This window comes from Pelosinus propionicus DSM 13327, from assembly GCF_900114615.1.
Lineage (GTDB): Bacteria > Bacillota > Negativicutes > DSM-13327 > DSM-13327 > Pelosinus > Pelosinus propionicus.
This window is the reverse complement of the sequence record NZ_FOTS01000048.1, coordinates 13355-38426: the sequence shown is the minus strand read 5'-3', so window position 1 is coordinate 38426 and position 25072 is coordinate 13355. Positions and strand designations below refer to the sequence as shown.

Sequence of the window (25072 nt, the reverse complement as noted above, 5' to 3'; positions counted from 1 at the left end):
ATTCTACACCAAGAGGCAGGTTCTTCGGAACCTGCCTCTTGTATTTTTAATACATATAAGGGACTATCTCAATTTCTTATTGAGACAGCCCCTTTCATTCTATTTATGCACGTTTTCCAAGCTCTTTATCAATATAAAGAAGGGAACCGCCTTTATCACCAACAATTTTCAATCTTTCTAAAACAGCCGAAGCACTCGCCTCTTCTTCTACCTGTTCAGCAATAAACCATTGCAAGAAGATTTGTGCTGCATAATCTTTTTCTTCTAAGGCTACTTCATATAATTTGTTAATTAAATTGCTGATATGTATTTCATGAGCCAATACTTTTTCAAATAACTCTACTGGAGTACCATATTCAGCAGCTGGTGCTTCAATCGCTTGCAACTTGACGCTGCCGCCTCGCTCTAATAAGTAATCCATTAATTTAAAAGCATGACTATTTTCTTCTTGGTACTGAGCTCTAAGCCAGCTAGCAAAACCACTAAGATTTTTAGCCTCACTTTCTACAGACATTGCTAAATAAATATGCGCTGAATTCATTTCAGCTTGAATTTGATTATTAAATGCATCTTGAAGTTTTGTACTAATCATGTTATGTTCCCCTTTCATTTCAAAACAATTACTTCTTTTATGAGGTTAATTTTAACACATTTCTCAGTTCTTATCAATAACTTTTTCTATTTATTGATAATGATTATTAATTATATTTTTTAAAAGTATGTACTCTAACCTATCCAAAATACACCTATTCTATACGAATAAAAAGTGAAGATTTTTTTGTATTGCCAGTTGAATTCTAAACATGCACAAGAATGTAATAAGCATAACACGTAAAGGAGGAATTTAAAATGGATTCTGTAATGCAAACGAATGAAAGGGCAATGAAATCAAACGGCAACACTTACCCTATCGTATTGGTACATGGATTTATGGGCTGGGGAAGAAACGAGGCACTGGGAATAAAATATTGGGGGGGATTAAGTGATTATGAACAAGAGCTGTCTTCATGCGGTTACAAGGTTTATACTGCAACAGTAGGCCCTGTATCCAGCAATTGGGATAGAGCTTGTGAATTGTACGCCTATATCAAAGGAGGAACCGTAGACTACGGACATGCACATTCTACCCAAAAGGGACATAGCAGGTATGGCAGAACATATCCCGGCCTATATCCTGAATGGGGAAATCTCACAGCAGAAGGTAAAATAAATAAAATTCATCTTGTAGCTCACAGTATGGGTGGTCAGACAATACGCACCCTTGTACAGCTTCTGAAAGAAGGCAGTGCAGAGGAAAGAAATGCAGCATCATCTCAGTTAAGTCCTCTTTTTGAAGGCAGTAAATCATGGGTTCACAGTGCTACTACTATTGCTTCTACTCATGATGGTACCACACTGGCAGACGGAATTAATATCTTTGGCGATTTTGCCAAGAATTTAGTAGCCTCACTTGCATCTTTTACGGGTGCAGGAGAAAAACTTATCTATGATTTCAAACTCGATCAATGGGGTTTGAATCGACAGACAGGGGAAAGCCTTACAGATTATACAAACAGGATATTTAACAGTAACATTTGGAACAGTACGAATGACCTTGCAAATTGGGATTTAAGCACTGATGGAGCGCGAATACTTAATCAATGGGTTAAAGCACAATCCGATGTATACTATTTTTCTTATTCAACCTGTGCAACGGTCCCCAGTATTTTAACAGATAATGAACTTCCTCATGTAATTTATATGACTCCGCTGCTATACCCCTTTGGAAGTTTTATAGGAAGTTACACGCGTAATGAACAAGGAAGAGTGATTATTGATGACAGCTGGAAACCTAATGATGGCGTAGTCAATACCATTTCGCAAAATGGTCCCAAAATCTGGTCTTCGGATAAAATCGTCAATTATAATGGAGTGCCACAAATCGGAAAGTGGAATTCCATGCCTTTGCTAGACACCATTGATCATATGGATGCGTGCGGCATTGGATCGAATGCATTACCTTTATCTTGGTATAAGAGCCTTGCTGAAAAACTGAGTCAACTAAAAGTAAATAATTAACGTTAAAACTTGGATCAATAAAACAAAAAAACTGCTAGTTTTATTCAAACTAGCAGTTTTTTTGTTTTATTGACTTTACCAGTCTGCCTGAAATTCAGCCCTCTTTCTCCGGGGAAGCGATTGATACACCAGTTCATAAGAATGATCAATTAAGCCTCTTATTTCACGTTCCGGAACACTGCCATCAAGCAGTATCGTATTCCAGTGACGCTTATTCAAATGGTATCCAGGGGTTATGCTAGGATAGTGCTGTCTTAACACCTCAGAATACTCAGGATCACATTTCAATGCGAGATTGTCCTGACCGTTCCTGTGCGATAATAAAGCAAACATCTTCGATGCTACTTTAAAAACAATGATATCAGGACCGAAAGGATAATCCTCTATCGATCCAGGTTTAGTTAAACAATAGGAATATAGGCTTCTTGAATTCAAATCCGACCTGTTTTTATCCATTTGCTCTTCCTTCTCTCCTTTGGTACCGCTCAAAGGCCAAGACCATAAATCCTGTTGGCGTTGTCAAAGAACACCTTGTCATGATGCTTTTCTGGAATAATATGTGCAACAAACTCAATATAATTGGCGATGTTAGCTAAAGGCCAATCTGTTCCATATAATAGACGCTCATAGTTATCCAAGTATTCCAGCCATACTTTTAAGAAATGAATATAGCCTTTCTTTTTTTGAAAAAAATCCTGCATATTATCAATCCGGCCTTCCAAAATTCCTGAAAGATCGGCAGCTACATTTTCATTTTTCTCAATAACTGCAATAGCGTCTACTAGCCACGGATTGCCAATATGACACATAACAAACTGAACTTGGGGATAGCGCACCGCTACTTCATCCAAGATCAAAGGATGACTGTATTTCAACAGAGCATTACTGGAAGCTGTCAATCCAGTATGAATCGCTACTGGTTTTTTATACTGCATTGCCAGCTGATAAAACGGATCAACCACCGAATCGTAAATATAAAAGTGGTTATAGCCTGGATATAACTTAATGCCGACACAATTCTTTCTTTGCAAATGTTTCTCTACCAAAGAAGCTTGCTGCACCACCTCATCCACATTAAAGCAAGTGCTATCCAGTCCGATACAATAGCTAAGATAGTCAGGATAATCGTGTTCGCAGAGCTCCAGGCTCCGGTTGCCCATGACCACACCATGAACAATGTTATGCGCAGCATATTGATCTTTCAGATGCGCATCAGTATTTTTATGACCCGCCAATTCTGCAATCTGATCAAAGTAAGGCTCCTGGCAGAAATGGATGTGGGCATCAATAATCTTCATTGGGCATTAGTCCTTCCTCAAATGTTTTCTTATGCGCATATTCCCTGTCTATATGATCTGCAGTCTATGAAAGTAACGCATATATACCTTTATCATATCATTGTATACCACTAATGAGAAGTAATATCAATAGTTTTTTTGCCAATACATTGCTTTTTGTATTACATCAATAGAATCAGGGACATCCTTCATTCTTCTCTTTCTGCTCAAAAAGGCAAGCTAATTCATAAAGCCAAACTTAACCATTCCATTTATCGCTCTGAACGAATGCCTTCAAAAGCATATTTGATTAAAACTTCGATAAAAGAATCATCTAAATTTTCTCCTGTTACTAATAATCGATAAAAGAGCGGACCATAAATTAAGTCAATGCTTAATTCAATATCCAAGTCGCTCCTTAGCTCACCTCTGTCCACCCCTCGCTCTAAAATACGTCGTGAATCGAGTCTCCGAGGGTTGAAATATCTTGCTCGATATTCTTCTGCCAATTTTAAATCACACTGTCCTTCAGCAATTAATTCATTAATTACTTTCCCTTCCCGACTAGTCAAAAATCTAGCTAGATTGGTAACTTGAATGATTATATCATTCATAACTGATCCTGTATCCGGCACTGGAAGCCTCGATATAGCAGCTGATAGAAAGCCGTCCATAACAACTGCAGCTTTGTTTGGCCACCATTTATAAATCGTCGCTTTACTAACTTTAGCTCGCTCAGCAATTTTTTCTACAGTTACGGCCCCAAAGCCATTCTCCAACAATAAATCATAAGAAGCAGCAAGAATAGCTTTTTCCGTCTCGACGTTACGGGGACGTCCTTTTTTCTTTTCCAATTCAATACCCCCTGTGTATTTAATTTTCAAAAACTATACGTACATTATACTAAATATTTTATTGCAAGAAAAGTAAATTCCTCTTTACAATACTGAACGTTCAGTTTATAATACTAAATATAAAAACTAAACGTTCAGTATCTACTTGAAAATTAGAATACGAACGCAAATGGGAAAAATTAAACTAAGGAAGGGATTGCCCTATGAAAAATGTACAATCAGAAACTAAGAAAGTTCCAAACTGGATAACATTCTTATTAGCAATTGCATGCGGAGTTATTGTTGCCAATCTTTATTATGCACAACCTTTAATTGGTCCTATCAGTGTAGATACCCATCTTTCTTTAGCATCAGCAGGACTAATCGTAACGCTGACTCAAATTGGCTATGTTTTGGGGCTATTATTTATTGTTCCGCTTAGCGATCTTATTGAAAACCGACGCTTAGTCGTATCAGCATTAGCAGTCGTTATTTGTGCATTGATTGCAGCACCTTTAGCACATAATGCGCTGTTCTTTCTTATAGCAGCAATGTTTATCGGGTTAGGTTCAGTATCAGCTCAAATATTAGTGCCATATGCAGCCCATTTAGCAACAGAAGAGCAACGAGGCCAAGTGGTAGGCAACGTGATGAGCGGACTATTACTCGGAATCATGCTTGCTCGGCCTATCGCCAGCTTTGTTACTGATCTTTGGGGATGGCAGGCAGTATTTGCTCTATCCGCTGCTATTACCGCAATCTTGGCTGTGCTGCTGACTTTTGTTCTTCCCGAGCGTAAACCGCTGCCTGGCTTGAAATATAGTGAGCTGCTTAGTTCTTTGTGGTCGCTGTTTAAAACGAAGGCTATTTTACGTCGACGTTCCTTATATCAAGCTTGCCTATTTGGTGCTTTTAGTCTATTTTGGACAGTTGTACCTTTATCCCTAGCCAATGATTTTCATTTGTCACAGCAAGGAATTGCCTTATTTGCACTTGCTGGTGTGGCTGGTGCCATAGCAGCTCCCATCGCAGGAAGATTAGCCGACAAGGGATGGACTAATTTATTGACAGGTGTGGCGATTGGAATCGCAGCGCTCTCCTTTTTACTTACGCATCTATTTGAAAGCCAATCAACATTATCTTTAGCCGCATTTGTCGTTGCCGCTATTACATTAGACATGGCAGTATCGGGAAATCTAGTTCTTGGTCAGCGTGCAATTTATTCACTGGGAAGTGAAATACGCGGGCGCGTAAACGGAGTATTCATGGCTGTTTTCTTTATCGGCGGAGCAATCGGTTCAGCAGCAGGCGGCTGGGCATACGCTTACGGGGGCTGGATGCTTGCATCAATTCTAGGACTAAGTATGCCCGTTGCAGCATTCTTATACTATTGTACAGAAAAAAATAATTAATATCTTTTAGACATTTTTTAAAGAGGAAAAGCCACAACCCTTCAAATTTGAGAAGTTGTGGCTTTTTCACTATTGCCCAATAAAAAGTTAATCGATCCTAAACTTTCAATTTTATATTCACTTACAACTATGATACGATAAAGCATAAGAAAATGGAATTAAGGCGGCGATCTTAATGAAAACAAAAAAAGTATTACTCTTACTCTCCAACGGTTTTGAAGCGTATGAAGCCAGTGTTTTTACCGATGTGCTGGGCTGGAATAAGCAAGAAGGAGATGGCTCTACTGAAGTAATAACCTGCGGCCTACGAAAAGAGTTGAAGTGTACCTGGAATTTTACCATACTTCCCGAAATACAGCTATCCGATGTTGATGTAACCATGTTTGATGCATTGGCTATACCAGGTGGTTTTGAAGAGGCAGGCTTTTACGTCGATGCTTTTAGCGAGGAATTTCTTTCTGTCATCCGAAAATTTGATCAGGAGAAAAAAATCATTGCATCTGTATGCGTTGGCGCTTTACCATTAGGAAAAAGCGGTGTATTGAAAGGTCGCAAGGGTACAACCTATCATTTAAATAATGGATTGCGTCAACAAGAATTAGCTGCATTCGGAGTACAAGTAATGAATCAACCCATCGTCGTTGATAAAAATCTAATAACATCATCGTGTCCATCCACCGCCTTGGGAGTGGCCTTTACCTTACTTGAAATGTTAACATCCGCGGATAACTGCCGTAATGTTAAAAACCTAATGGGCTTTTACCCGCCGTATAATACTACAAACTAGCATAAGAAAACGATTCTCCAATTCTTCTTTTCAAGTATTCAGCGGTAAATTGTATAGCTTGATTTGTTAGTTTCTCACATAAATGTGGTGAATTGTCTGGCTTAAAACCTTGTGGACGCAATATATCCCTCTATTTTCATTTCACATCCTCCGCTAAATGAATCATTATTTAAATACAGGCTTTAAAAAGCTGCGTTCATAACTCAAAATACAGCGGGTTGTTTCTGCAAAATCAAAAGCATTCTTGCATGCCTCATCCGTTTTAATGACTTCTCTATATCGCTCATATTCAGCAAGACTTGGGAAGCTAAATAAAGCATAAGCAACATTGTTTGCTCCTTCATGGGGCAAAAAGTATCCATGATGAACACCACCTAGTTTATTTACAAGTGGTATCCACATCTTTCCGTATTCTTCAAACTCTGCAACTTTATAAGGATCAATAATATATCGCAAATAACAAGTAACCATTAATTGAATCCCCCTTTTTAAAATTTGATCATGCCTAGGATTCATTATAAGACCGTATCAATAACAAAGGTTGTTGATGATTCTAATACCCCATCAAATTTCCAAACACGATCTAGTATCTTTGTCGTATCTTCCGGTGATGAAATTCTCGTTTTTATTAGCACACACCATTCTCCTGCCAGACGGTGACACTCTTCTATGACTACTCCGTCCATGTCCATGCCAGCTATTTCATCCGCAATTTGGGCAAAATATCTTCCGTTGATTTTTAGAAATAGTAAGCATCGGATACATGGTGTAACTTTTCGCCAATCAATTAATGCCTTATACCCAGTTATTATCCCCTCTTGTTCTAAATTTTCAATGCGTTTATGTATAGCTGGTCTAGACAGGTGTAATCTTTTAGCAATTTCTTCATGACTAACTCTACCATTTTGTTCTAGAATTTTAATAATCTCGTTATCAATATGATCCATAAGTATCCTCCTATAATTATAGCACATTTCATCCCATTGCAAACTATAAGTAATTATATACAGCAAACATTCTACTAATAGTAATCAAATCCCTCTAATAATCTATTTTAATTTCATTAAAGTCGTAAAATGGCAATACAATAGTTAATCTTCATTACTATTCGTAAAAAACATCAAGAATATTACGTTTCTTTAAACCAAAATCCAGGATTTCACAAAAATACTTGAAATCCTGGATTTTTTAGTAATATTATACTCATACATGCGAGTTGAGTTTTAATGACAGCCTACCTTTGACCGGTATCGTCTAACGTCTTAAAGTCCATTTCCTTAATCGTGCAGCTTTATTTTATCGTTCAACCGTTAGAATTTTTACCCCTAAAAGCAAATAAATTCCCCCGCACACTTTGTTCATCATATGAGTCACTCGACTTCTTTGCCGAAGGAAATTTGTCATACCTGATGAGAACAAAACGAGCAGCAAACACCAAAGAGTACCAGTTGTTACGAAAGTGACTCCGAGGAGCATAAAAGGCAAAATACCATAGCTATTCTCTAAGACAATAAACTGGGGAAGAAAGGACAGAAAGAACAGAGCCACTTTGGGATTGAGTACACTAGTTAAAAGCCCCTGTAAATATAGATCTTGATCTGACATAGCTTCTCTGTCAGGTGAAACCAGTGTACTCTCTTTTGCAAGCAAAGTAGTGATACCTAAGTAAGCAAGATAAAAAGCACCAGCTATTTTCACAATAGCAAAACTCCTGCCAAACTAGTAAAAGGTTAAAAAGAGACTGACAGCGTATCTTATAATTATAAATTTTTTTAAAATATGAAAGTAAACTTGGAGAGAGGTAACATGCAATGTTTAAAAAATTAGTTGCTATAGAGCCTATCAGGCTCGTTCCGTCAGCTCAGCAAAAACTTCATGATTATGCAGAAGAAGTAGTGCTATTTAATGATATTCCGAAGGACGATACGGAAATAATCCGTCGAATTGGCGATGCAGATGCTGTATTACTTAGTTATACCAGCTGCATAGAAAAGAACGTACTTGATGCCTGCCCCCAAATTCGCTACATCGGCATGTGCTGCAGCCTATATTCCGAAGCAAGTGCCAATGTAGACATTCGCACTGCCCGTGCAAAAAATATCACAGTATACGGCATCCGCGACTACGGCGACCAAGGAGTTGTCGAATATATAGCCAGCGAACTGATTCGCTATCTTCATGGCTTCGGCAATAAACAGTGGCAGAAACTGCCAATCGAGCTTACTGATTTAAAAGTAGGCATCGTCGGTCTTGGTACTTCCGGTCAGCTGATTGCCGGCGGCCTTCAGGCACTAGGAGCTGATTTATATTATTTCAGCCGTACCCGCAAACCAGAACAGGAAACAAAAAAAATAAAATACCTGCCATTAAAAGAACTTCTGAATACAGTTGATGTGATCTGTACCTGCCTGAATAAAAACGTCATCTTATTTCACGATGAACAATTTAAATGGTTTGGCAATCACAAAATACTGTTCAATACCTCTATCGGTCCATCTCACGATATCACTGCCCTTGCCAAATGGCTGGAACACGGTGACAACGAATTTTTCTGCGACACGGCTGCGGCACTCGGCGATGATACCGGCAAGCTTCTTGCCAATCCCCATGTCAACTGCATGAATGCATCATCCGGACTCACCAAACAAGCCTTTGACCGCCTAAGTGAAAAGGCATTAAAAAATATTGAAACCTTTCTAAAGGAAAATGAGAGATAGCACCATGATAATCTTACGATAAATGCAAAGTCGTATCTGCTTTGAACAGATCCTATTTCAATACCTCTTGTTGAAAGTTAGTCATTCCAATACGATTTATCACCGTGCCGATTCGCTCTCCCTTGAAACTCAGTCGGCTATAAGCCTCTAATATCCGCTGAATGCAAGAGATCGCCTCCTGCTCAGGAATAACGGAAAATATTTTCGTACCTAGCATTGGCTTCTTCCCAATTTTCCCTCCCACATATACGGTATATCCTTGCCGCTTAGCAGTCAAGGCTTTTTGGGGACAATTCTTCACACAGGCTCCGCACCCAATGCACTTGCTGCTATCAATACTCGGGATCATTTCCTCGACCTTAATCGCCGCCACTTTACAATGCTGAGTACAGAAATTACAACCAACACATCCCTCAAACACAGTAGGGATTATAATGCCATGAAGCCCAATGTCATTAATTTGAGGCTTTGCACATGAACTTGGACAGCCGCTGACGGCGATTTTTGTTTTACCTGACAAATCCCGCCCTACTACACAATCATTCAACTGAGTAGCTAACCTAGTTGTATCGCCAATTCCTCGCTTACAAAGGGTTACGCCCGGGCAGGCAATCACTGTCATAACCCGAGGTCCTCGAACTGCAAGAAGTAGACCAAAATCATATATCTCTTGAAACATTGTTTTCAACTGGTTTTCCTGCACCCAATGGATCTCCACTGACTGACGCGTGGTAATATGAAGTTGCCCTTGACCGTATTTGTCAGATAAATATGCTACTTTACGAAGCTGATCACTCGTCATATTACCAGCAATTGTCCGAATGCGCACTGCAGCAAATCCTTGTTGCTGCTGCTTGATATGACCGTGCTGTCTAATCGAATTACATGGGTTAATCATACTGTCCGACACCTCTTTTTTAACCATTTTTTCACTCTGGCACTATTGTAACACGACAATATTTCGTTTATCATCGAAGTATGAATGTTTTATCTGGAGGTGAAACACATATGAATTCAAATCCTAACCTTGCTGTAGTTGCCTCTCTTATCGGTAATCCATCACGTGCAGCAATGCTTATCAGTTTACTTGGCGGAAAATCGCTGCCTGCAGGCGATTTAGCTCGCGCTGCTAAGGTCTCACCACAGACGGCCAGTATGCATCTTGCAAAATTGATACATGCAGGTCTGCTTATTCAAGAGCCATATGGCCGGCATAAATATTTCCGCCTCGCAAGCAGCGAAGTCGGGCATGCATTGGAAGCACTTCAAACCATCTCACCGCCAAAATCGATTTGTTCACTTCGAGAATCGAATCAATTACACGCCTTACAATTTGCTCGAACCTGCTACGATCATTTAGCAGGTAAAATTGGTGTTGCACTAACGGACAGATTCCTCGAATTGAAATTCATAGAGAAGTCCGGAAAAGAATTTATACTCAGTGCAGAAGGCAAGGAAAAATTACTCAAATTGGGAGTAGAAGTTGAAAAGAGGCCCAAGAGCCGCCGTTGTTTTGCTCGTCAATGTTTAGACTGGAGTGAACGCCGCCATCATTTAGCAGGAAGCTTAGGTGCCTCTCTTACAAAGCGGTTATTTGAACTTAGGTGGATAGAACATTTACCCGATGGGCGTGCTGTACATGTGACAGATGCTGGGCTGAAAGGATTATCCGATGAATTTGGATTCAGTATCACTATAGAGTAATATTTACAAAATTTATAAAATAGCACAATGCATCATCAATCTTATCATCGACTTTTCTCATACTTTTCTAACTAAGAGATACGCTCTTTATTCCTTATCATATGGAGTAAGAAAAAAATTTGCGTTCTGCAAATAGTAAAAACCAGCACACTGCTTGCTGGTTTTTGTGTATATAAGTCATCTATACAATTCGTGTTTCCCTTTGTGGCACCACTGCTATCAGACGGCCGCTCACAGTACTCCATTCTCTTAAATCCATTCTGGGCTGCATATCTTACCACTTCTTTAGCCAAAAGCAAGGTGGGATCAATACTAGTATAATCACCCTGCAGATGTTTAAATAAAAGAGGTATCTCCGCACAGCCCGCAATAAATGATTGTACCTCCATGCGGCAATACCCAGAAATCATATTGCTCATTTTGCCGAGTAATTGATTCTTTTCGATATCCCCTGCCTTTACTTGCGCAATAGCAAGAGAGATCAACTTTTATTCTTCAATACTGGGAGTAAGGATTTTCAATCCTTTAATTGAAAATCCTTTGTATCACCTTGTCTTTACTATAGAGCAAACCTAAGCCACCTAAAGTAAGCCTGCATTAATTTCTTTAACTAGTTTTGCGATTATGCCAGCGGTATAGTTAATATCGTCTTTTTCTATGCCGTGATGGGTAACAAAACGTATGCTGTACTCCCCAAATACAGCAGCCTTAATTCCTTGCTCTCCCAATAATGCTGCTGCCTGCTTGGCCGTAATACCGAATGAAGAAACATTTGCGATAACAATATTGGTTTGAACCGTTTCCATATCAATATCCATTCCAATCGAAACTAAAGCTTCCGCCAATATTCTTGCATGTAGATGATCATCTTGCAGCCGCTCCACCATCGTTTCTAATCCAACAATACCCGCAGCAGCAATGATGCCAGCCTGCCTCATTCCTCCACCTAGCATTTTTCGATAGCGACGGCATTCCTGTATGAAATCATGAGAACCTGTCAGCAATGAACCTACAGGTGCACATAACCCTTTGGAGAGGCAAAACGTAATCGAAGTAGCTTTTTCCGCCAATTTCTCTACACTCACATTTTGCGCTGTAGCTGCATTAAAGATTCTAGCTCCATCCATATGCACTGGAATATGATTAGAATCAGCAAGCTCTTTTATCTGCGCTAGCTCCTGAACGGAATAACAAGTTCCACCAGCCCGATTATGAGTGTTTTCCAGACAAATTAAGCCCGTACGAGGCTGATGAACATCTTGCGGCCGAATATGATGTTTGATTCTATCTGAGGAAAGAATGCCGCGCTGCCCGCTGATCGGACGCGCTTGTGCACCTGCCAAGCAGGCGATTCCGGCAACTTCATAATAAAAGATGTGAGAATCCGCTTCACAAATGACTTCATCGCCTTTATTAGTATGCGCCATTAGAGCAATTTGGTTGCCCATTGTCCCGCTGGCAACAAATAATGCAGACTCTTTCCCCATAATTCCAGCACCCAGCTCTTCCAGCTTTTGCACTGTCGGATCTTCCCCATATACATCATCACCTACTTCGGCTTGGTACATGGCCTGTCGCATTTCCAAAGTAGGTTTGGTTACCGTATCGCTACGTAAATCAACAATTTTCACAGCTATTCCCCCAATTACTTATTGTATATACTACTTTCATTCTCGTTCTTCTTTGAATGTCTTTAGTTCTTTCCAATCCTGTTCAATATTTTCACGCATTTTCTTTAACAATTGAAATACGGTTTCTTTTTCCTCTAAATTAAATCCATTGAAACAGCTTTCAATATTCCGATTCTCTTCTTGAATGATATAGGAGTAAGCCTCTGCAGCTTTTGCAGTCGGAAAAAGGTGCCACATTCGTTTATCATCATTACCGCGTTCTCTTCGCACATAGTTCTCATCCATCAGCTTTTGAACTGCCTTGGTTGTTGTTGCTTTGTCCACTTTTAAGATATTAGAAAGCTCAACCAGATTAACGCCAGGGCATTCGCAAATACGAGTCAGAAAAATAAATTGCCCTCTTTGTAATCTTATTTCTCGAAATTTTATATCACTAATGGACTGAATGCAGCGTGCCAGCATCCCAACTTCCCGTAAGACTTCATTTTTCAAATTGTTAATCCGTCATTCCTCCTTTTAGCAGTTAAAAAATCACTAGTTATAACATATATTTTTTTAGTTGAAATGTCAACTTCTATGCAGCTCTGAAATATGTCTCCTGCAAAAATAACAAATAGCCTAAATCCTAATTATAAAGGATTCAAGCTATTAACACCATCTGATCACTCATGCCCTCTGCGGAAGAAAACTGCATCAAACCCCATTTAAGACATCGAAGTTACAATACGAGTAAGATCGTCTCCTGAAATAACTTCCTTCTCTTTTAAAAACGTCGCAACTTCATGTAATACCGCAATGTGTTCGGTGAGAATCTGCTTAGCTGTATTTTGTGCTTCATCTAACAATCGATGAATTTCTTGATCGATATGTAAAATGGTAGCAGGGCTTAAATCTTCTCGTCCTGAAACCCCACTTCTTAAGTAACTTCCTGTAGTATTCGCATAACGAACCGGTCCTAGTTTTAGAGACATCCCGAACTCAGTAATCATACGCCGTGCCATTTCAGTAGCACGTTCAAGGTCATTGGAAGCACCCGTAGAAGCTTCCTGAAAAACAATGAGTTCTGCTGCCCTTCCGCCAAGCATAACAGCAATGCGTGCCTTAAGTTCATTCTCTCCAATAAGATATCGATCTTCTTCTGGCATTTGCATGGTATACCCCAGCGCACCTTTGGCAGTTGGGATAATGCTGATTTTATGAACTGGATCAGTTCCTGGAAGATAATACGCAGTAAGTGCGTGGCCAACCTCATGATAGGAAACCTTAGACCGAATCGCATCGGAAAGAGGCGTTTTCCGCTGCAGCCCGGCTACAACCCGTTCGATAGCTAAATCAAAATCAGCCATGGAAATAGTCTTAATCCCTTTCCGAATGGCTAATAAGGCAGCTTCATTAGCAAGATTGGCTAATTCCGCTCCTGAAAAACCAGCTGTTATTTTAGCAAGACGTTCGAGATTTACATCACTCCCAAGGGGCATATTGCGCGTGTGAATGATCAGAATTTCAAGGCGACCTGGTTCTGTAGGTAAATTAACTTGAATTTGCCGATCAAAACGACCTGGCCGTATCAATGCAGGATCCAGGATTTCCGGTCGATTAGTAGCTGCCATGATGACTACACCAGAATTAGCTGCAAATCCGTCCATTTCGGCTAACAACTGATTCAAAGTATTTTCCTGTTCGCTGTTTCCGCCTATCCCTGCTACACTCGTCCGCGCTTGTCCAATGGCATCAATTTCGTCAATAAAGATAATACAGGGAGCCTTTTTTTGTGCCTGTTCGAAAAGGTCTCGTACCCTTGCGGCACCTACTCCTACAAACATTTCAACAAAACTTGAACCAGTAAGAAAGAAAAATGGAACTTCTGCTTCTCCTGCTGTTGCTTTGGCGAGTAATGTTTTTCCTGTTCCAGGTGAACCGGCAAGAAGCACCCCTTTAGGCAGCTTCGCTCCCATTTTGCTGAAATTCTCTGGATATTTTAGGTATTCTATGATTTCCCGCAACTCAACTTCAGCCTCACCGACCCCACCAACATCACTGAATTTAATACCAATCATTTCACCGTTAATCTCATGGGCTTTACTTTTTCCCAGAGACATCGCATTAGGTCCCCCGCCTCCCATCCGTTTAAAAATAAAATACCAGAGTAAAAACAAAGGCAGCAGAGGCAAAATCCATCCAAATAGAGTTGAAAACAAACTTTTCGTTGGCGCTTGAGCCGAAAAAGCTACCCCTGATGCAATTAGACGCTCCACCAAATCTGGATCAGTGACTGCTACAACATTAGCAGCAGTTTCTTTTTGATTTTCTGTGGCTTTCAACGTAAAAACGATACGATCGCCATTCAAAATAACCTCATTAATCTTGTTCTCCTTTAAATCCTGGAGGAAAACATTGTAACTAACCTCTGTTTCACGAATAATGAATGGCTTATAAACAAGGTCATTAAACAGCCACGTCGCCAGTATGGCGATAATCAGATACCCTGCTGAAAAACTTCGCTGTTTGTTATCCATATGATCCTCCTTTTGCACTTTTCTTATTATCATGTACATCATCGGGAAAAATTATGATTCACTATAACTTTCCCCTTTGCCACTTTACTTCTTTATTGACAAGACTAAAAACCCGCGGAATTCGCGGGTTTCATCACATTTTAGTCTGCAATTGATTAAAAATGTTATTTTATGGTTGATCAATGAGCCACTAGCATTTATTCATAATGAATCTCTTTATCCCGCAGCAGCTTCTCATGATCAAAGCGGTCAGCAGGGAAAATGCAACGGATACAGATAAGACGGCTACTGCATATAGATTATACTTGGCAGCGGTTAATACATATTGCAGGATTGGGATGCCAAATAAAGATGCCCCCACATTAACGAGTACAGTGACTAAAAAAATAACCATCAGACCGGATATACCCTGTTTTATATCCGCCTCACTTAGCGCAATGTGGGATGATGTACACATTGCTAACCATACGAATATCCAGAAGTTTAGAGAAGAAACGTTCTCCCCATTAATTAGTTCATCATACACGATTATGATAGACTGAGCCGACCGGCTGATGAAGTCTGCTATCGTAATGTGATCGACAGATGCGGCTATGATATGCTGCTGCAATGTGCTGAAAGCAGCAGGCTCCAGCATGTACATATAGAATAGTATCGCTGCTGTTCCGCTGCCAATGGGCCCTAAGCTGATAAAGAAATTGCCAATCACTTGGCACAGGCTGTGTTTGTTAAAACTATGATTTACATATCCAAGCGTTGAATTCTGTGGATTCATCGTCAAAAGTTTTATGGCGTTTATTTTGTGCCCAAATAATAAACACATGACCGCATGACCAATTTCATGTATCGGTGTTCCGATATATGCTGTGAGCAAGATTCCTCGTCGACCAAAAGCTTGGTATGCCCACTTGTTTGAAACGGCTTGAATCTGGCCGAGTAAAAAACCTGCTATGATCACAAATCCAAAAAGATACGTCACCTCTATTATACTTAACATGAGTATATTCAAAACTACTTGCATCAATTGATTGACACCTGCCGCCTAAGACTTTTAGCTGTAATGCCTATGATTGATCCGTTAAGATAAGCGGTCCTTTCTTCGTAATGGCAATGGTATGTTCATATTGGGCCGAAAGCTTACCATCGACCGTTCTGGCAGTCCACTCATTCTCGTCGATTTTACATTGCCACACACCAGCATTAATCATTGGTTCTATTGTTATGACCATACCTTCTTCTAATCGAATCCCCTTCCCGGCTTTACCATAATGAGGAATAGACGGCTCTTCATGTATACGAGGTCCAACACCATGCCCTGTAAAGTCTCGCACAACAGAAAATCCTTCCTTTTCAACAAAGGTTTGAATTGCGTTTCCAATATCACCGACCCGATTTCCTAGCTGCGCCTGCTCAATTCCTTTGTATAAAGATTCTTTCGTGACTTTGAGCAGATGCAGTGCTTTATCTGAAATTGTGCCGACTGCATAACTCCAAGCGGAATCTGCCAGCGCACCATTATAATTCACCACCATATCAATGGTTACAATATCGCCATTTCTAAGTGGTTTTTTATTGGGAAAGCCATGACAAATTTCATCATTAACAGAAGCACAAATCGCATATGGATATCCGCGATATCCTCTTTGCTCAGGTGTAGCTTTCCATGCAGCTAAATAATCTTCAACAAAAGTATTGATTTCTATGGTACGAATACCAGGCCGAATGATTTTCTGAATCTCTTTATGACAAGAAGATAGAATCTTACCTGCTTCTTGCATCATTTTGATTTCTCGTTCACTTTTTAGCATTATCATGTGTGTAACCCCCAGTTCTTTACTAGGATCAAAAACTTCATTATCTCTTTCTTCAATCACAAGATGCAAAATCCTGCAAAATCCCCTACCAACCCCTCAATTAGAAACGCACTAGCAATTTATTTTATTATGACTTGTCAAAGAATCAGCATATTTCCCAGTTGTTATGCATAAAAAGTTTTCCCTTACATATAAAGGAAATATCAAACTCTTAGCATAACTATATAGTATCCAATGAAAAGTTCTATATTACTATTAAGTTCCTTATAATAAAAGGAAATAAGAAAGGATGAACTATGATGTCCAGCAATCTAAGTTGGAAAACTGCCTTTCTAGTAGCATCCATGCGGTTAATTGAACAATATCACCCGAAAGAAACGAGACTGTTTGATGATCCTATTATTAAACACTTTTTTAGCAAAATCATTCTTTTTCAAATGAAATTCAAATTCATCAGAGATATGGAGATTCTTTTTTCTGAGCTTATGACCAAAGGTGCTTTTGGTGCTTTAATCTGTAGAACTAGATATATTGACGATGTACTTACAACAGCAATGGCAAAAGGAATTGATCAGGTCGTTATATTAGGAGCCGGCTTAGACACACGACCCTATCGAATTGCAGGCATTAACGAGATGAAAGTAATTGAAGTCGATCTACCAAATATGCAAAATATAAAAAAAGAAAAATTACAAAAATGCCTGGGTGTATTACCTCCTCATGTCATCTTTGCCCCCATTGACTTTAATCATCAAACACTTGATGACGTGTTGGGCATTCAAGAACTTGACCTTTCCAAACCGATTTTCTTTATCTGGGAAGGAGTTACACCTTATATTTCTGAAGCAGGTGTAATGAATACCCTCAAATTTATATCAAAAGCTCCATCGGGAAGCATGGTAGCTTTTTCCTATATTTTGAAGAGTATCATTGATCAGACTTCCGATATACCAGGAGCGGATACGATTCTAGATTATTTCGAATCCAAATCTCACCCGTGGATTTTTGGACTTGATCCAAACAGTTTAAATGATTTTCTAGCATCATTTCATCTTACGCTAGTCGAAGATATTGGTGCATCCTATTATCAAGAACATTATTTAAAACCTCTCAACCGAAATTTGGCCGTATCAAAAATCGAACGTATCGCCTATGCAAAAAAAGATTAACCTCGGTCATTTCATTGACAGAGGTTAATCTTATTGAATTGATCCTATTTACTTATAATTTCTCCATAGCCGTTCCAATCTTCATACCATCGAAAAAGCCTTTGTTATAGTGCATATAGGTAGCTGTCACCACCAGATGAGTAACGGCTTTACTTACCGTTTCCGGCTGCCCTTCTAATAGTTGATCGACTTGGTTCATGATGGTCGTATATTCACTCGATAACTCACCAAATTCCAACTTTTCTTCTATTTTCTCTTGGCGCATAAAAACAAACTCTTGCCAATCACGAAGCGCATCGCTCTTCTCCAACCATTGCCCAGTAACTACACTTCTAACGGGTATGTTCCTCTCCGCGATCCCTTGCTGATTGTGGGACTGAATGCTTTCTGGCTTTGCTGTCAAATTTCTTTGACGCCGCCGGCTTTTCATGTTTCTCTTCATACTTCTTATGGATGCCAATATATATCCCCCCATATTCATACTGTATGAGGCTTCTTCTTTCTAATATACCAGAAGAAGAAGCCAGAATACAGCAAGCGTAATGGGAGAAATTAAAAAGCCCATGCAAGGTTTTTTAAACCTACACATGCGCTTTGCTTCATCTTGATTGCATGCAGACGCTCAGCTTCTGCCAGACTACAATCCTACTATCCCGAACATACCATCCCTTGTCTTCAGGGAGGGATCACGGTATAATAAATTGTCGTCGTAGACAGGTAACTGTTACGTGTAGGTGCTTAGGCCACCTGCTCGTGCCTAAAGAGTGGTGCTACACTCTTGGGACACGGCGACTTTTTAATTTCCACCTATTACTAATTATAGTACTTTCTGATGGGATTGCAAGCAAAAAGCATTATGGGAGAGCCGTTACTCATAGCAATACATTCAAGGCAGCCGCAGAATACACGGCTGCCTTTTTTATTATCAGGTCAAGCACAGAGCTTTGACGCTAAAAACATCATCCTATTTTCTCCCCATAGCAATAAACAATGAATACTGAAACTCATCGCCATTGATGTTTTTTACATCCTTGTAAAAGGTATGTGATGCTGCTTCTTTAAATCCGATTTGTCCCAGAATTTCTTTTAGCCGACTTTGATTAAAGCCATGATGTCCCGTAAAGTCAGGCTCTAATTTATGAAAACTGCCATCATCTTCATCTAAATCAACAATGCACAGCTGCCCATCTGCCTTTAATAATTTATATAAGTTTGCTAAGGTTGTATCAATGTCAGTAATATGGTGCAATGCCATGGATGTATAAATCAAATCATAGGTAGGCGTTAACTGGTGACTATCATCAATATTGTGCAGATAGGCTGTGATATTTACTGCTTTATTTTGTTGAATTTTTGCGTTTAAGGCTTCGATCATACCTTGTGATGTATCAATACAGGTTATATCTTTTAGCTTGTCATAAAGCTGAAAGCTTATAAGACCCGTTCCGCAGCCAAATTCTAGAGCACTATACGACTTTTTGAGCTTAACCGTATGAGCAATCTGCTTTGCAATGACCTCTGCCCGTTTCACTCTCTTTTCAGTATCCCAGCTTGTAGACCGCATATCAAAATTCATCTTTTCCCTCTATTTCAGCATTTTTTACTACTGGTATCCATACTTCACATTTGTAATCCTGCGCCGATGGATCTCCAGGGAAATATACTTCTATTTCAGGTGCTTTCCCATGCCTATAGTCTGTCGCAGGCATCCATTCCTGGAAGATTTTTTGCCACACCGTTTGTATTGCACATGGCATAGGCCCTACCGATGTAAATACCGCCCACATACTCGCTGGGATTTCTCTGGTTTCAAAACCAGTATCGTTCAAATCATTCACATCTTCTATTGCAACCATGTAAGAAAATTGTTCTTTGTCATGTTCAAAATCCATACATATGCCCAATATATATTGTCTGCTATCGATTGAACAAATTTTTTCACAAGTTCCATCGGAATTACATGCATTCCACAATTCAGGAATTTGTCGTAGTTCTTGCCCCTCTTTCGTTGATACTTTGAATACCTTGCCGATAACCTGAAAGGATTCTCTTCGAACAATACGATGATCCATCTTTTTCTCCCCTTACCATCGTTTTTTACTTCAAATACCATATTTTTTTAACACTGTATTTCTTTACTTCACTGGATCTTTATCATTTGATATTTCCTATGTTTCCTACAAGTTTTAAAGGGTTCAGCCAAAATCCACTAATGTATGTTTTACCATTTTCTTGGGTGAAGACACTTCTAATCAATAGGGGCTCTTTCTCTTGGGAAAATGTACCTTTATAAGAAACCATAATGTAGTTTTCTCTAATTTCAATGCTCACAAATTCCTTGGAACGATAAGTACCATATGTATCTTGAATCATAGCATTGAGTTCTCTAAATTTAGACTCTGGAACAGCTGCTTTCATTTGTGGACTAAAATTCCTGCTATATTGACTGTAATTCCCTTCATTAAGCATTAAAAGCATATTTTCGGTAGCTGGGTCAGCAATGTTCCGTATTTCCTCACCATAACTCCATATTGCCTGGCTTTCTGTGCTTTGTTTTGCTGCAAAGCAAGGCGTCACCACACAAACGAGTATAATCATTAAAAATAAACCGATCCGCCGCATCATAGCCATTCGCTCCTTTCCTTCGTTCCTATGTTCAGATGTATCTTGCTGATTTACATTGTATCTACTATATTCTTTTATATTAGCATACCAAAGTCCTGCTATCAGCTATCGCGCATCAAAGGAATATCCATTTCATAATGCTTCAATATCGACAGCATATTCGATTTTAGTGGCAACCTCTTTGGCGAAAACACTGCCAAAGAGATTTTTAAGAATATAAAAGCCTAATTCTAAGCCTGAAGTCACTCCTGCTGACGTAATGATATTACCATCACGTACCACTTTGGCTTTCTCTACCGTAATTGTATGATAGGCTTGTAATTCTGCAAATGCAGAGTGATGCGTAGTCGCTTTTTTGCCATCAAGCAAGCCCATTTCAGCCAAAATAAATGCACCTGTACAAACCGATGCAATATACTGAATCTGCTTTGACTGATGCAGTATAAATTCATGAATCTTAGGATTGTGCATAGCTTCAAGACGGCCTTTCCCGCCAGGTACAATTAGAATATCCAAATTCGGACAAGCAGCAAATGAATAATCCGGAAAAATCTTCATTCCATTATATGCTTGTATAAGTTCCAACTTTTCAGCAATAAGAACTACTTGAAGGCTATCTTCCTTAATTTTATTACTATAGCTTAACACTTCAAATGGCGCTACAAAATCCATTTCCTCTACCTGATGAAAAATAAGAATACCGATTTTAATCATAAATAACGCTCCTCCAATCCTTAACTGCTTATCTTATTTGGTAACGTATTGACTAGGATACCCATGAAAAACAAATGAGTATTTTTCTTTTTCTCAGTTCCTTATATTATATTTCATTCTGCATATTTTACCAACTCTTGTAATTTTGACTTATTTATTTTGCAAAGAAATGATAACTCTTGTTAAATTGCATTAGGACGATACTCTAGGAAGGTAAAGCATAATACTTAATTGATATTAAGTCATAAAAGAAAAAAACCTCTTTCCCAGATTAGATTAATCCAGGAAAGAGGTTTTGATACTATAGTTACTTCTTTTCTATTCTCGCTGCCACCCTGTGCCACAAGTGTTTTTCTAGGAAGCTTCCTTCTATATTTTTTTCCAATTCCAGAAACATCTTATAGGGAACAGAGAATGACAGCATATCAGCTTCGACCATGGGGCGCACTGTAATGTCAGTCAAGCCCACTACCGCTCTTGGATTTTCCTTCTGTGCTTCGGCGTAGGGTACAAGAAAAATGGACTGACACCCTGAGCTAAAAGGTATCATCACATTTTCAATTCCCGGTCTATAGTAGTTTGCAAGTACAGTAAGTGCCGATAGCTGATCTGTGTTTACATAAAATACAATTAGCTCAGGTATTTCCTTCGTCGTCTCAACTTGTGACAAAGGCTTAAAGATAACATATTGATAGGGAATATCCGTTATTGGCAAGCACGCAACGAAATTCTCTCCTAGCTCTGGATCTTTTAAATATCCTTCTCCCTCAAATAGACCACTTTTGCCAACTGACAAAAAATATTCAATCCCATCAGGATAATTAGGAAATTGACCAAACCCTAATCCTGCTTTTCCCCCAGGACATCCTGTAGTTTTGCGTTCAAAAACAGATGTTTTTCCTTTCGCTGCCGCAATGAATAATGGAATGGTACAGCTCCACTGTCCTTCTTTACTCTGAAGTGCTCCTTCTGGTTTTTCATTACTAAGCAAAACAGCTACTGGCTCATAACGCAAACTCAATTTTGTCACTAAACGACTCTCCATGTCTATTACCTCACTTTTATTTAAATTCCTATATTGAAATTCTAATAGTAGTACTGCCTCTACTAGAATATCTATATCCGTGTGATTTTAAACACGCTTTATGTCCTTCTAGCAAGCAGCGTTTTTAATGAGTAAGAATAATTACAATGACTACTATTTTAGTTGTCACAACAACTAGTTTATTAAAAAATAACTACGTAAGATTATCATATATTTGATTTAATAATTTTTTCATTTCTATTATTTTTTCTTTTTCGATTCCGATTGCAGCCGTCTCTAGTAATTGCATCACTTTAGGAATTAATTCTTCCTTTAATGCCCAGCCACGCTCTGTCAAAAATATTTGATACGCTCTTTTATCGATTGGATGAAGTTTTCGTATAATCAATTCTTTCATTTGCAATTTTTCAAGAATACGGTTCGTATTTGGCTTATCTTTAAAAATCCGATCAGCCAATTCTTTAGGAGTAACACCTTCTTGTTCCCATAAACAGTTAAGAACAGCCCATTGCTCTGGCGTAACATCATATTCTTTGAATCGTTGAAATAATTCATTCTTAAGTTTTGTATTCGTCTTATTTAGAATAAATCCCAATGAATCCTCTAATTTAAAATTCAATTTATATCACCACTTTAGTTGTCTTGACAACTTTATTATACTCACAGGAGAATCATAGGTCAATAGGTAAATCTCAGGCAATTATTAAAATTGACCTATTGATTCCATTCTTACTCATAAGATTTCAAATAGTTACCCTTGATACTCTCGTGACAAACTTAACTATTTTGCTTCTGCCGCTTTAACCCCAACTTATTCATTTTACGCCACAAAGTTGAACGACTGACATTTAAAAACTTGGCTACCTCTGTAATATTCCCTTTAAATTTCGTTAATGCATTTTCGATCGCTATTGCCTCTTCTAGCTCATCTGGATTTTGTTTATCATCTTCTTCAATTGTTAACATTTTTTTTAGAAATACTCCGCTAATTGTTTTTCGTTTGGCTAAAACAACTACTCTTTGCATTACATTTCTTAATTCACGTATATTACCCGGCCAACTATAGCTTTCTAGAACTTTTGTTGCCTCAGCACTTAATTTGAGTTCAGTATTTGAAGAATCAGCAAATTCAGCCAAAAACATCTTTGCATAATTTCCAATATCTCTCCTACGTCTTCGCAGCGGAGGAATTCTTAATTGAAGCACATTTAAGCGATAATATAGATCTTCGCGAAATTTATGATTAATTACTAAATCATGCAAATTTTTATTCGTGGCCGCAATAATGCGTACATCAATTGGTATAACCTTTGTACTGCCAAGCCGTACTACAGATCTTTCTTGCAACACTCGTAGCAATCGCCCTTGATTAATATAATCCATTTCTCCAATTTCATCCAAAAAAATGGTCCCTGTATGTGCAACTTCGAATAAACCAGATTTCCCTTCCTTACTGGCACCAGTGAAAGCACCGCTTACATAACCAAATAATTCGCTCTCTAGCAGCTGTGCCGGCAGCGCTGCACAATTTACTGCCACAAAAGGTCCTTTTGCTCTATTGCTAAAATTATGAATACTCTGCGCAAAGACTTCTTTTCCCGTCCCTGTTTCACCATTCAATAAGACATTCGCCTCAGCAACAGCAAAATTTTTCGCCATATCCAAGACTTCCTTAGTTACCTGATCCACAAAGCTTATATCTTTAAAAGTATAGGCTGCTACATGTCCTTTGGCATAAATTTCATTACGAATACGAGACTCCATTTTTTGTATTTTAGTGATATCTTGAAATGTTGCAACTGCCCCGATAATCCTTCCTCGATCCATTATAGGCACTTTATTACATAAAATTTTAATTTGGTTTACTTTAAGAAATTGATTAAGTTCTTCTTTACCAGTTAATAATACTTTATCTAATCGTAATTCTTGCCACACTTCATTGATATTTTCTCCTACATTTGCTCTCAAATTTAATATTCGCTGCGCCACGGGATTAATCGAAGAGATCAAGCACTTTTCGTCAATCGACAAAATTCCTTCGTAAGCATGGTTCAGCACAGCCTTTATCAAGCCCGCTCTTCTTTTCTGCTGCTCAATCGATTTCAAAATACTTTTTGCGGTTTGGAAACATTCCAAATATACTTGCTGTCCGGTTACAAACTCAACATAAGGAAGACTTCTCTTTTGGGTAGCTTTTTTTGCCGTAAATCCGCCGATTATAACATTAGCACCGTCTTTTAAAGCATCATCAATTGCACGATCAACCTCTTCCCTCCGAGACAAATAATATTTCTTAATATTGACCCCAAGAGCCGATTCTAAACTTTCAATTTGCTTTATCATAGATGGAAAAGATACTACGGCTACATTATCACCAAATTGTTTGGCTTTCTCCAAAGTCTGCACTAAATCAAAGCCGGTAATAGGAATATCTACTACTACAATATCCGGGTATTTATCCCGGATGTTAAATGCCGTTTCACCGCGGGCAAGAATAATATCAATTCCATGCTGAATTAGTTTCTCCGCCTTTAACAAACCATCCGCTAATGATCCTACTTCAAATATCACTTCATTATGAAAATCATATAGTACGCTTTTAATTTCTGTGAGTTTACCTTCATCTGGAGCGAGAAACGCTATTTTTTTCATTTCATCCAACCCAACTTATATTTTTTATTATTAGTATAGAGAGAATGTAATCCCTGTCTTTTATTTGATTCTACCATGAAACAAACCCAAAACGAAATACAGATTTGAAACAAGACTT

General features: G+C 38.8%; 28 protein-coding genes. 6 read left to right on the top strand and 22 right to left on the bottom strand.

The features are described 5' to 3' along the window. Positions 1 to 103: 103 nt before the first annotated feature. Positions 104 to 592 (bottom strand): ferritin, encoded by a 489-nt coding sequence (locus tag BMZ99_RS20320; RefSeq protein WP_090942033.1) that lies wholly within the window; start codon positions 590 to 592, stop codon positions 104 to 106. Positions 593 to 849: 257 nt separating this feature from the next. Here BMZ99_RS20320 and BMZ99_RS20315 point away from each other — a divergent pair, with 257 nt between their 5' ends. After that, positions 850 to 2058 carry an esterase/lipase family protein gene (locus BMZ99_RS20315; RefSeq protein ID WP_090942030.1) on the top strand — a complete coding sequence of 403 codons (1209 nt, stop codon included), beginning with the start codon at positions 850 to 852 and terminating at the stop codon, positions 2056 to 2058. 75 nt (positions 2059 to 2133) lie between these two features. Here BMZ99_RS20315 and BMZ99_RS20310 read toward each other — a convergent pair whose 3' ends face one another. The 3 genes from BMZ99_RS20310 to BMZ99_RS20300 form a co-directional block, all read right to left on the bottom strand. Continuing rightward, positions 2134 to 2514 carry an MmcQ/YjbR family DNA-binding protein gene (locus BMZ99_RS20310; protein WP_090942027.1) on the bottom strand — a complete coding sequence of 127 codons (381 nt, stop codon included), beginning with the start codon at positions 2512 to 2514 and terminating at the stop codon, positions 2134 to 2136. A gap of 29 nt (positions 2515 to 2543) precedes the next feature. Beyond that, positions 2544 to 3356 carry an amidohydrolase family protein gene (locus BMZ99_RS20305; RefSeq protein WP_090942025.1) on the bottom strand — a complete coding sequence of 271 codons (813 nt, stop codon included), beginning with the start codon at positions 3354 to 3356 and terminating at the stop codon, positions 2544 to 2546. A gap of 251 nt (positions 3357 to 3607) precedes the next feature. Further along, complete coding sequence (locus BMZ99_RS20300; RefSeq protein ID WP_090942022.1) at positions 3608 to 4189, bottom strand: TetR/AcrR family transcriptional regulator; 582 nt, start codon at positions 4187 to 4189, stop codon at positions 3608 to 3610. Positions 4190 to 4392: 203 nt separating this feature from the next. On the opposite strand from BMZ99_RS20300, the gene BMZ99_RS20295 reads away from it, so the two are divergent. Both BMZ99_RS20295 and BMZ99_RS20290 read left to right on the top strand, forming a co-directional pair. Then, the gene (locus tag BMZ99_RS20295; RefSeq protein WP_090942019.1) at positions 4393 to 5580 is read left to right on the top strand and encodes an MFS transporter; all 1188 of its coding nucleotides are present in this window, start codon (positions 4393 to 4395) and stop codon (positions 5578 to 5580) included. Between the two features lie 175 nt (positions 5581 to 5755). Further along, positions 5756 to 6367: a DJ-1/PfpI family protein gene (locus BMZ99_RS20290; RefSeq protein ID WP_090942016.1), complete on the top strand. Its 612-nt coding sequence runs from the start codon at positions 5756 to 5758 to the stop codon at positions 6365 to 6367. Between the two features lie 165 nt (positions 6368 to 6532). On the opposite strand, the gene BMZ99_RS20285 is transcribed toward BMZ99_RS20290, so the two are convergent. The 3 genes from BMZ99_RS20285 to BMZ99_RS20275 form a co-directional block, all read right to left on the bottom strand. Continuing rightward, on the bottom strand, positions 6533 to 6838 hold the full coding sequence (locus BMZ99_RS20285) for an NIPSNAP family protein (RefSeq protein ID WP_090942013.1): 306 nt from the start codon (positions 6836 to 6838) through the stop codon (positions 6533 to 6535). A gap of 44 nt (positions 6839 to 6882) precedes the next feature. Further along, positions 6883 to 7314, bottom strand: a complete 432-nt coding sequence (locus tag BMZ99_RS20280; RefSeq protein ID WP_090942011.1) for an Lrp/AsnC family transcriptional regulator — start codon at positions 7312 to 7314, stop codon at positions 6883 to 6885. Positions 7315 to 7663: 349 nt separating this feature from the next. Next, the gene (locus tag BMZ99_RS20275; protein WP_245755079.1) at positions 7664 to 8065 is read right to left on the bottom strand and encodes a LysE family translocator; all 402 of its coding nucleotides are present in this window, start codon (positions 8063 to 8065) and stop codon (positions 7664 to 7666) included. Positions 8066 to 8178: 113 nt separating this feature from the next. Here BMZ99_RS20275 and BMZ99_RS20270 point away from each other — a divergent pair, with 113 nt between their 5' ends. After that, positions 8179 to 9084: a D-isomer specific 2-hydroxyacid dehydrogenase family protein gene (locus tag BMZ99_RS20270; RefSeq protein WP_090942008.1), complete on the top strand. Its 906-nt coding sequence runs from the start codon at positions 8179 to 8181 to the stop codon at positions 9082 to 9084. A 52-nt stretch (positions 9085 to 9136) separates the two neighbouring features. Here the strand turns inward: BMZ99_RS20270 and BMZ99_RS20265 are convergent, their stop codons facing one another. Beyond that, positions 9137 to 9982, bottom strand: coding sequence for a 4Fe-4S dicluster domain-containing protein (locus BMZ99_RS20265; RefSeq protein ID WP_175490635.1), 846 nt, complete (start codon positions 9980 to 9982; stop codon positions 9137 to 9139). A 110-nt stretch (positions 9983 to 10092) separates the two neighbouring features. On the opposite strand from BMZ99_RS20265, the gene BMZ99_RS20260 reads away from it, so the two are divergent. Next, positions 10093 to 10788, top strand: coding sequence for an ArsR/SmtB family transcription factor (locus tag BMZ99_RS20260; protein ID WP_090942003.1), 696 nt, complete (start codon positions 10093 to 10095; stop codon positions 10786 to 10788). Positions 10789 to 10859: 71 nt separating this feature from the next. Here the strand turns inward: BMZ99_RS20260 and BMZ99_RS27150 are convergent, their stop codons facing one another. The 6 genes from BMZ99_RS27150 to map form a co-directional block, all read right to left on the bottom strand. Next, positions 10860 to 11207, bottom strand: a complete 348-nt coding sequence (locus BMZ99_RS27150) for a hypothetical protein (protein ID WP_245755078.1) — start codon at positions 11205 to 11207, stop codon at positions 10860 to 10862. A 162-nt stretch (positions 11208 to 11369) separates the two neighbouring features. Continuing rightward, the gene (locus tag BMZ99_RS20250; RefSeq protein ID WP_090942001.1) at positions 11370 to 12419 is read right to left on the bottom strand and encodes a GntG family PLP-dependent aldolase; all 1050 of its coding nucleotides are present in this window, start codon (positions 12417 to 12419) and stop codon (positions 11370 to 11372) included. 36 nt (positions 12420 to 12455) lie between these two features. Continuing rightward, positions 12456 to 12911 (bottom strand): MarR family winged helix-turn-helix transcriptional regulator, encoded by a 456-nt coding sequence (locus tag BMZ99_RS20245; protein WP_245755077.1) that lies wholly within the window; start codon positions 12909 to 12911, stop codon positions 12456 to 12458. Positions 12912 to 13123: 212 nt separating this feature from the next. After that, the gene (gene ftsH / locus BMZ99_RS20240) at positions 13124 to 14935 is read right to left on the bottom strand and encodes an ATP-dependent zinc metalloprotease FtsH (RefSeq protein WP_090941998.1); all 1812 of its coding nucleotides are present in this window, start codon (positions 14933 to 14935) and stop codon (positions 13124 to 13126) included. Positions 14936 to 15125: 190 nt separating this feature from the next. Beyond that, on the bottom strand, positions 15126 to 15932 hold the full coding sequence (locus BMZ99_RS20235) for a hypothetical protein (RefSeq protein ID WP_217645122.1): 807 nt from the start codon (positions 15930 to 15932) through the stop codon (positions 15126 to 15128). Positions 15933 to 15999: 67 nt separating this feature from the next. After that, a complete protein-coding gene (gene map / locus BMZ99_RS20230; protein WP_322787910.1) occupies positions 16000 to 16809 on the bottom strand; it encodes a type I methionyl aminopeptidase in 810 nt (269 codons plus the stop codon). A gap of 236 nt (positions 16810 to 17045) precedes the next feature. Between map and BMZ99_RS20225 the strand changes: the two genes are divergently transcribed. Beyond that, a complete protein-coding gene (locus BMZ99_RS20225) occupies positions 17046 to 17918 on the top strand; it encodes a class I SAM-dependent methyltransferase (RefSeq protein WP_322787909.1) in 873 nt (290 codons plus the stop codon). 52 nt (positions 17919 to 17970) lie between these two features. Here the strand turns inward: BMZ99_RS20225 and BMZ99_RS20220 are convergent, their stop codons facing one another. The 8 genes from BMZ99_RS20220 to BMZ99_RS20185 all read right to left on the bottom strand — a co-directional run bounded on the left by BMZ99_RS20220 (position 17971) and on the right by BMZ99_RS20185 (position 24954). Then, a complete protein-coding gene (locus BMZ99_RS20220; protein WP_090942036.1) occupies positions 17971 to 18321 on the bottom strand; it encodes a hypothetical protein in 351 nt (116 codons plus the stop codon). A 561-nt stretch (positions 18322 to 18882) separates the two neighbouring features. After that, entirely contained in the window at positions 18883 to 19494 is a 612-nt protein-coding gene (locus tag BMZ99_RS20215; RefSeq protein ID WP_090941989.1) for a class I SAM-dependent DNA methyltransferase, read from the bottom strand. Then, on the bottom strand, positions 19484 to 19990 hold the full coding sequence (locus tag BMZ99_RS20210; RefSeq protein WP_090941987.1) for a GyrI-like domain-containing protein: 507 nt from the start codon (positions 19988 to 19990) through the stop codon (positions 19484 to 19486). The genes BMZ99_RS20215 and BMZ99_RS20210 overlap by 11 nt, the downstream gene beginning before the upstream one ends. Positions 19991 to 20072: 82 nt before the next feature. Then, a complete protein-coding gene (locus BMZ99_RS20205; RefSeq protein WP_175490634.1) occupies positions 20073 to 20516 on the bottom strand; it encodes a DUF3887 domain-containing protein in 444 nt (147 codons plus the stop codon). Between the two features lie 159 nt (positions 20517 to 20675). Continuing rightward, positions 20676 to 21257, bottom strand: a complete 582-nt coding sequence (locus BMZ99_RS20200; protein ID WP_090941981.1) for a DJ-1/PfpI family protein — start codon at positions 21255 to 21257, stop codon at positions 20676 to 20678. A gap of 307 nt (positions 21258 to 21564) precedes the next feature. After that, positions 21565 to 22302, bottom strand: a complete 738-nt coding sequence (locus BMZ99_RS20195) for a DUF169 domain-containing protein (RefSeq protein ID WP_090941978.1) — start codon at positions 22300 to 22302, stop codon at positions 21565 to 21567. 193 nt (positions 22303 to 22495) lie between these two features. Beyond that, the gene (locus tag BMZ99_RS20190; protein ID WP_245755074.1) at positions 22496 to 22897 is read right to left on the bottom strand and encodes a MarR family winged helix-turn-helix transcriptional regulator; all 402 of its coding nucleotides are present in this window, start codon (positions 22895 to 22897) and stop codon (positions 22496 to 22498) included. Positions 22898 to 23079: 182 nt separating this feature from the next. Continuing rightward, the gene (locus tag BMZ99_RS20185) at positions 23080 to 24954 is read right to left on the bottom strand and encodes a sigma 54-interacting transcriptional regulator (RefSeq protein ID WP_090941972.1); all 1875 of its coding nucleotides are present in this window, start codon (positions 24952 to 24954) and stop codon (positions 23080 to 23082) included. Positions 24955 to 25072 lie beyond the last annotated feature (118 nt).

Excerpts from the sequence above, each read along its gene's own strand:
- BMZ99_RS20195 (WP_090941978.1), bottom strand. The coding sequence starts at position 22,302 with ATGGAGAGTCGTTTAGTGACAAAATTGAGTTTGCGTTATGAGCCAGTA.
- BMZ99_RS20225 (WP_322787909.1), top strand. The coding sequence starts at position 17,046 with ATGATGTCCAGCAATCTAAGTTGGAAAACTGCCTTTCTAGTAGCATCC.
- BMZ99_RS20270 (WP_090942008.1), top strand. The coding sequence starts at position 8,179 with ATGTTTAAAAAATTAGTTGCTATAGAGCCTATCAGGCTCGTTCCGTCA.
- BMZ99_RS20305 (WP_090942025.1), bottom strand. The coding sequence starts at position 3,356 with ATGAAGATTATTGATGCCCACATCCATTTCTGCCAGGAGCCTTACTTT.
- BMZ99_RS20290 (WP_090942016.1), top strand. The coding sequence starts at position 5,756 with ATGAAAACAAAAAAAGTATTACTCTTACTCTCCAACGGTTTTGAAGCG.
- BMZ99_RS20205 (WP_175490634.1), bottom strand. The coding sequence starts at position 20,516 with ATGATTATACTCGTTTGTGTGGTGACGCCTTGCTTTGCAGCAAAACAA.
- BMZ99_RS20280 (WP_090942011.1), bottom strand. The coding sequence starts at position 7,314 with ATGGATCATATTGATAACGAGATTATTAAAATTCTAGAACAAAATGGT.
- BMZ99_RS27150 (WP_245755078.1), bottom strand. The coding sequence starts at position 11,207 with ATGAGCAATATGATTTCTGGGTATTGCCGCATGGAGGTACAATCATTT.
- BMZ99_RS20265 (WP_175490635.1), bottom strand. The coding sequence starts at position 9,982 with ATGATTAACCCATGTAATTCGATTAGACAGCACGGTCATATCAAGCAG.
- BMZ99_RS20185 (WP_090941972.1), bottom strand. The coding sequence starts at position 24,954 with ATGAAAAAAATAGCGTTTCTCGCTCCAGATGAAGGTAAACTCACAGAA.
- BMZ99_RS20315 (WP_090942030.1), top strand. The coding sequence starts at position 850 with ATGGATTCTGTAATGCAAACGAATGAAAGGGCAATGAAATCAAACGGC.
- BMZ99_RS20260 (WP_090942003.1), top strand. The coding sequence starts at position 10,093 with ATGAATTCAAATCCTAACCTTGCTGTAGTTGCCTCTCTTATCGGTAAT.
- BMZ99_RS20200 (WP_090941981.1), bottom strand. The coding sequence starts at position 21,257 with ATGATTAAAATCGGTATTCTTATTTTTCATCAGGTAGAGGAAATGGAT.
- BMZ99_RS20320 (WP_090942033.1), bottom strand. The coding sequence starts at position 592 with ATGATTAGTACAAAACTTCAAGATGCATTTAATAATCAAATTCAAGCT.
- ftsH (WP_090941998.1), bottom strand. The coding sequence starts at position 14,935 with ATGGATAACAAACAGCGAAGTTTTTCAGCAGGGTATCTGATTATCGCC.
- BMZ99_RS20285 (WP_090942013.1), bottom strand. The coding sequence starts at position 6,838 with ATGGTTACTTGTTATTTGCGATATATTATTGATCCTTATAAAGTTGCA.
- BMZ99_RS20295 (WP_090942019.1), top strand. The coding sequence starts at position 4,393 with ATGAAAAATGTACAATCAGAAACTAAGAAAGTTCCAAACTGGATAACA.
- BMZ99_RS20235 (WP_217645122.1), bottom strand. The coding sequence starts at position 15,932 with ATGTTAAGTATAATAGAGGTGACGTATCTTTTTGGATTTGTGATCATA.
- BMZ99_RS20210 (WP_090941987.1), bottom strand. The coding sequence starts at position 19,990 with ATGGATCATCGTATTGTTCGAAGAGAATCCTTTCAGGTTATCGGCAAG.
- BMZ99_RS20215 (WP_090941989.1), bottom strand. The coding sequence starts at position 19,494 with ATGAATTTTGATATGCGGTCTACAAGCTGGGATACTGAAAAGAGAGTG.
- BMZ99_RS20310 (WP_090942027.1), bottom strand. The coding sequence starts at position 2,514 with ATGGATAAAAACAGGTCGGATTTGAATTCAAGAAGCCTATATTCCTAT.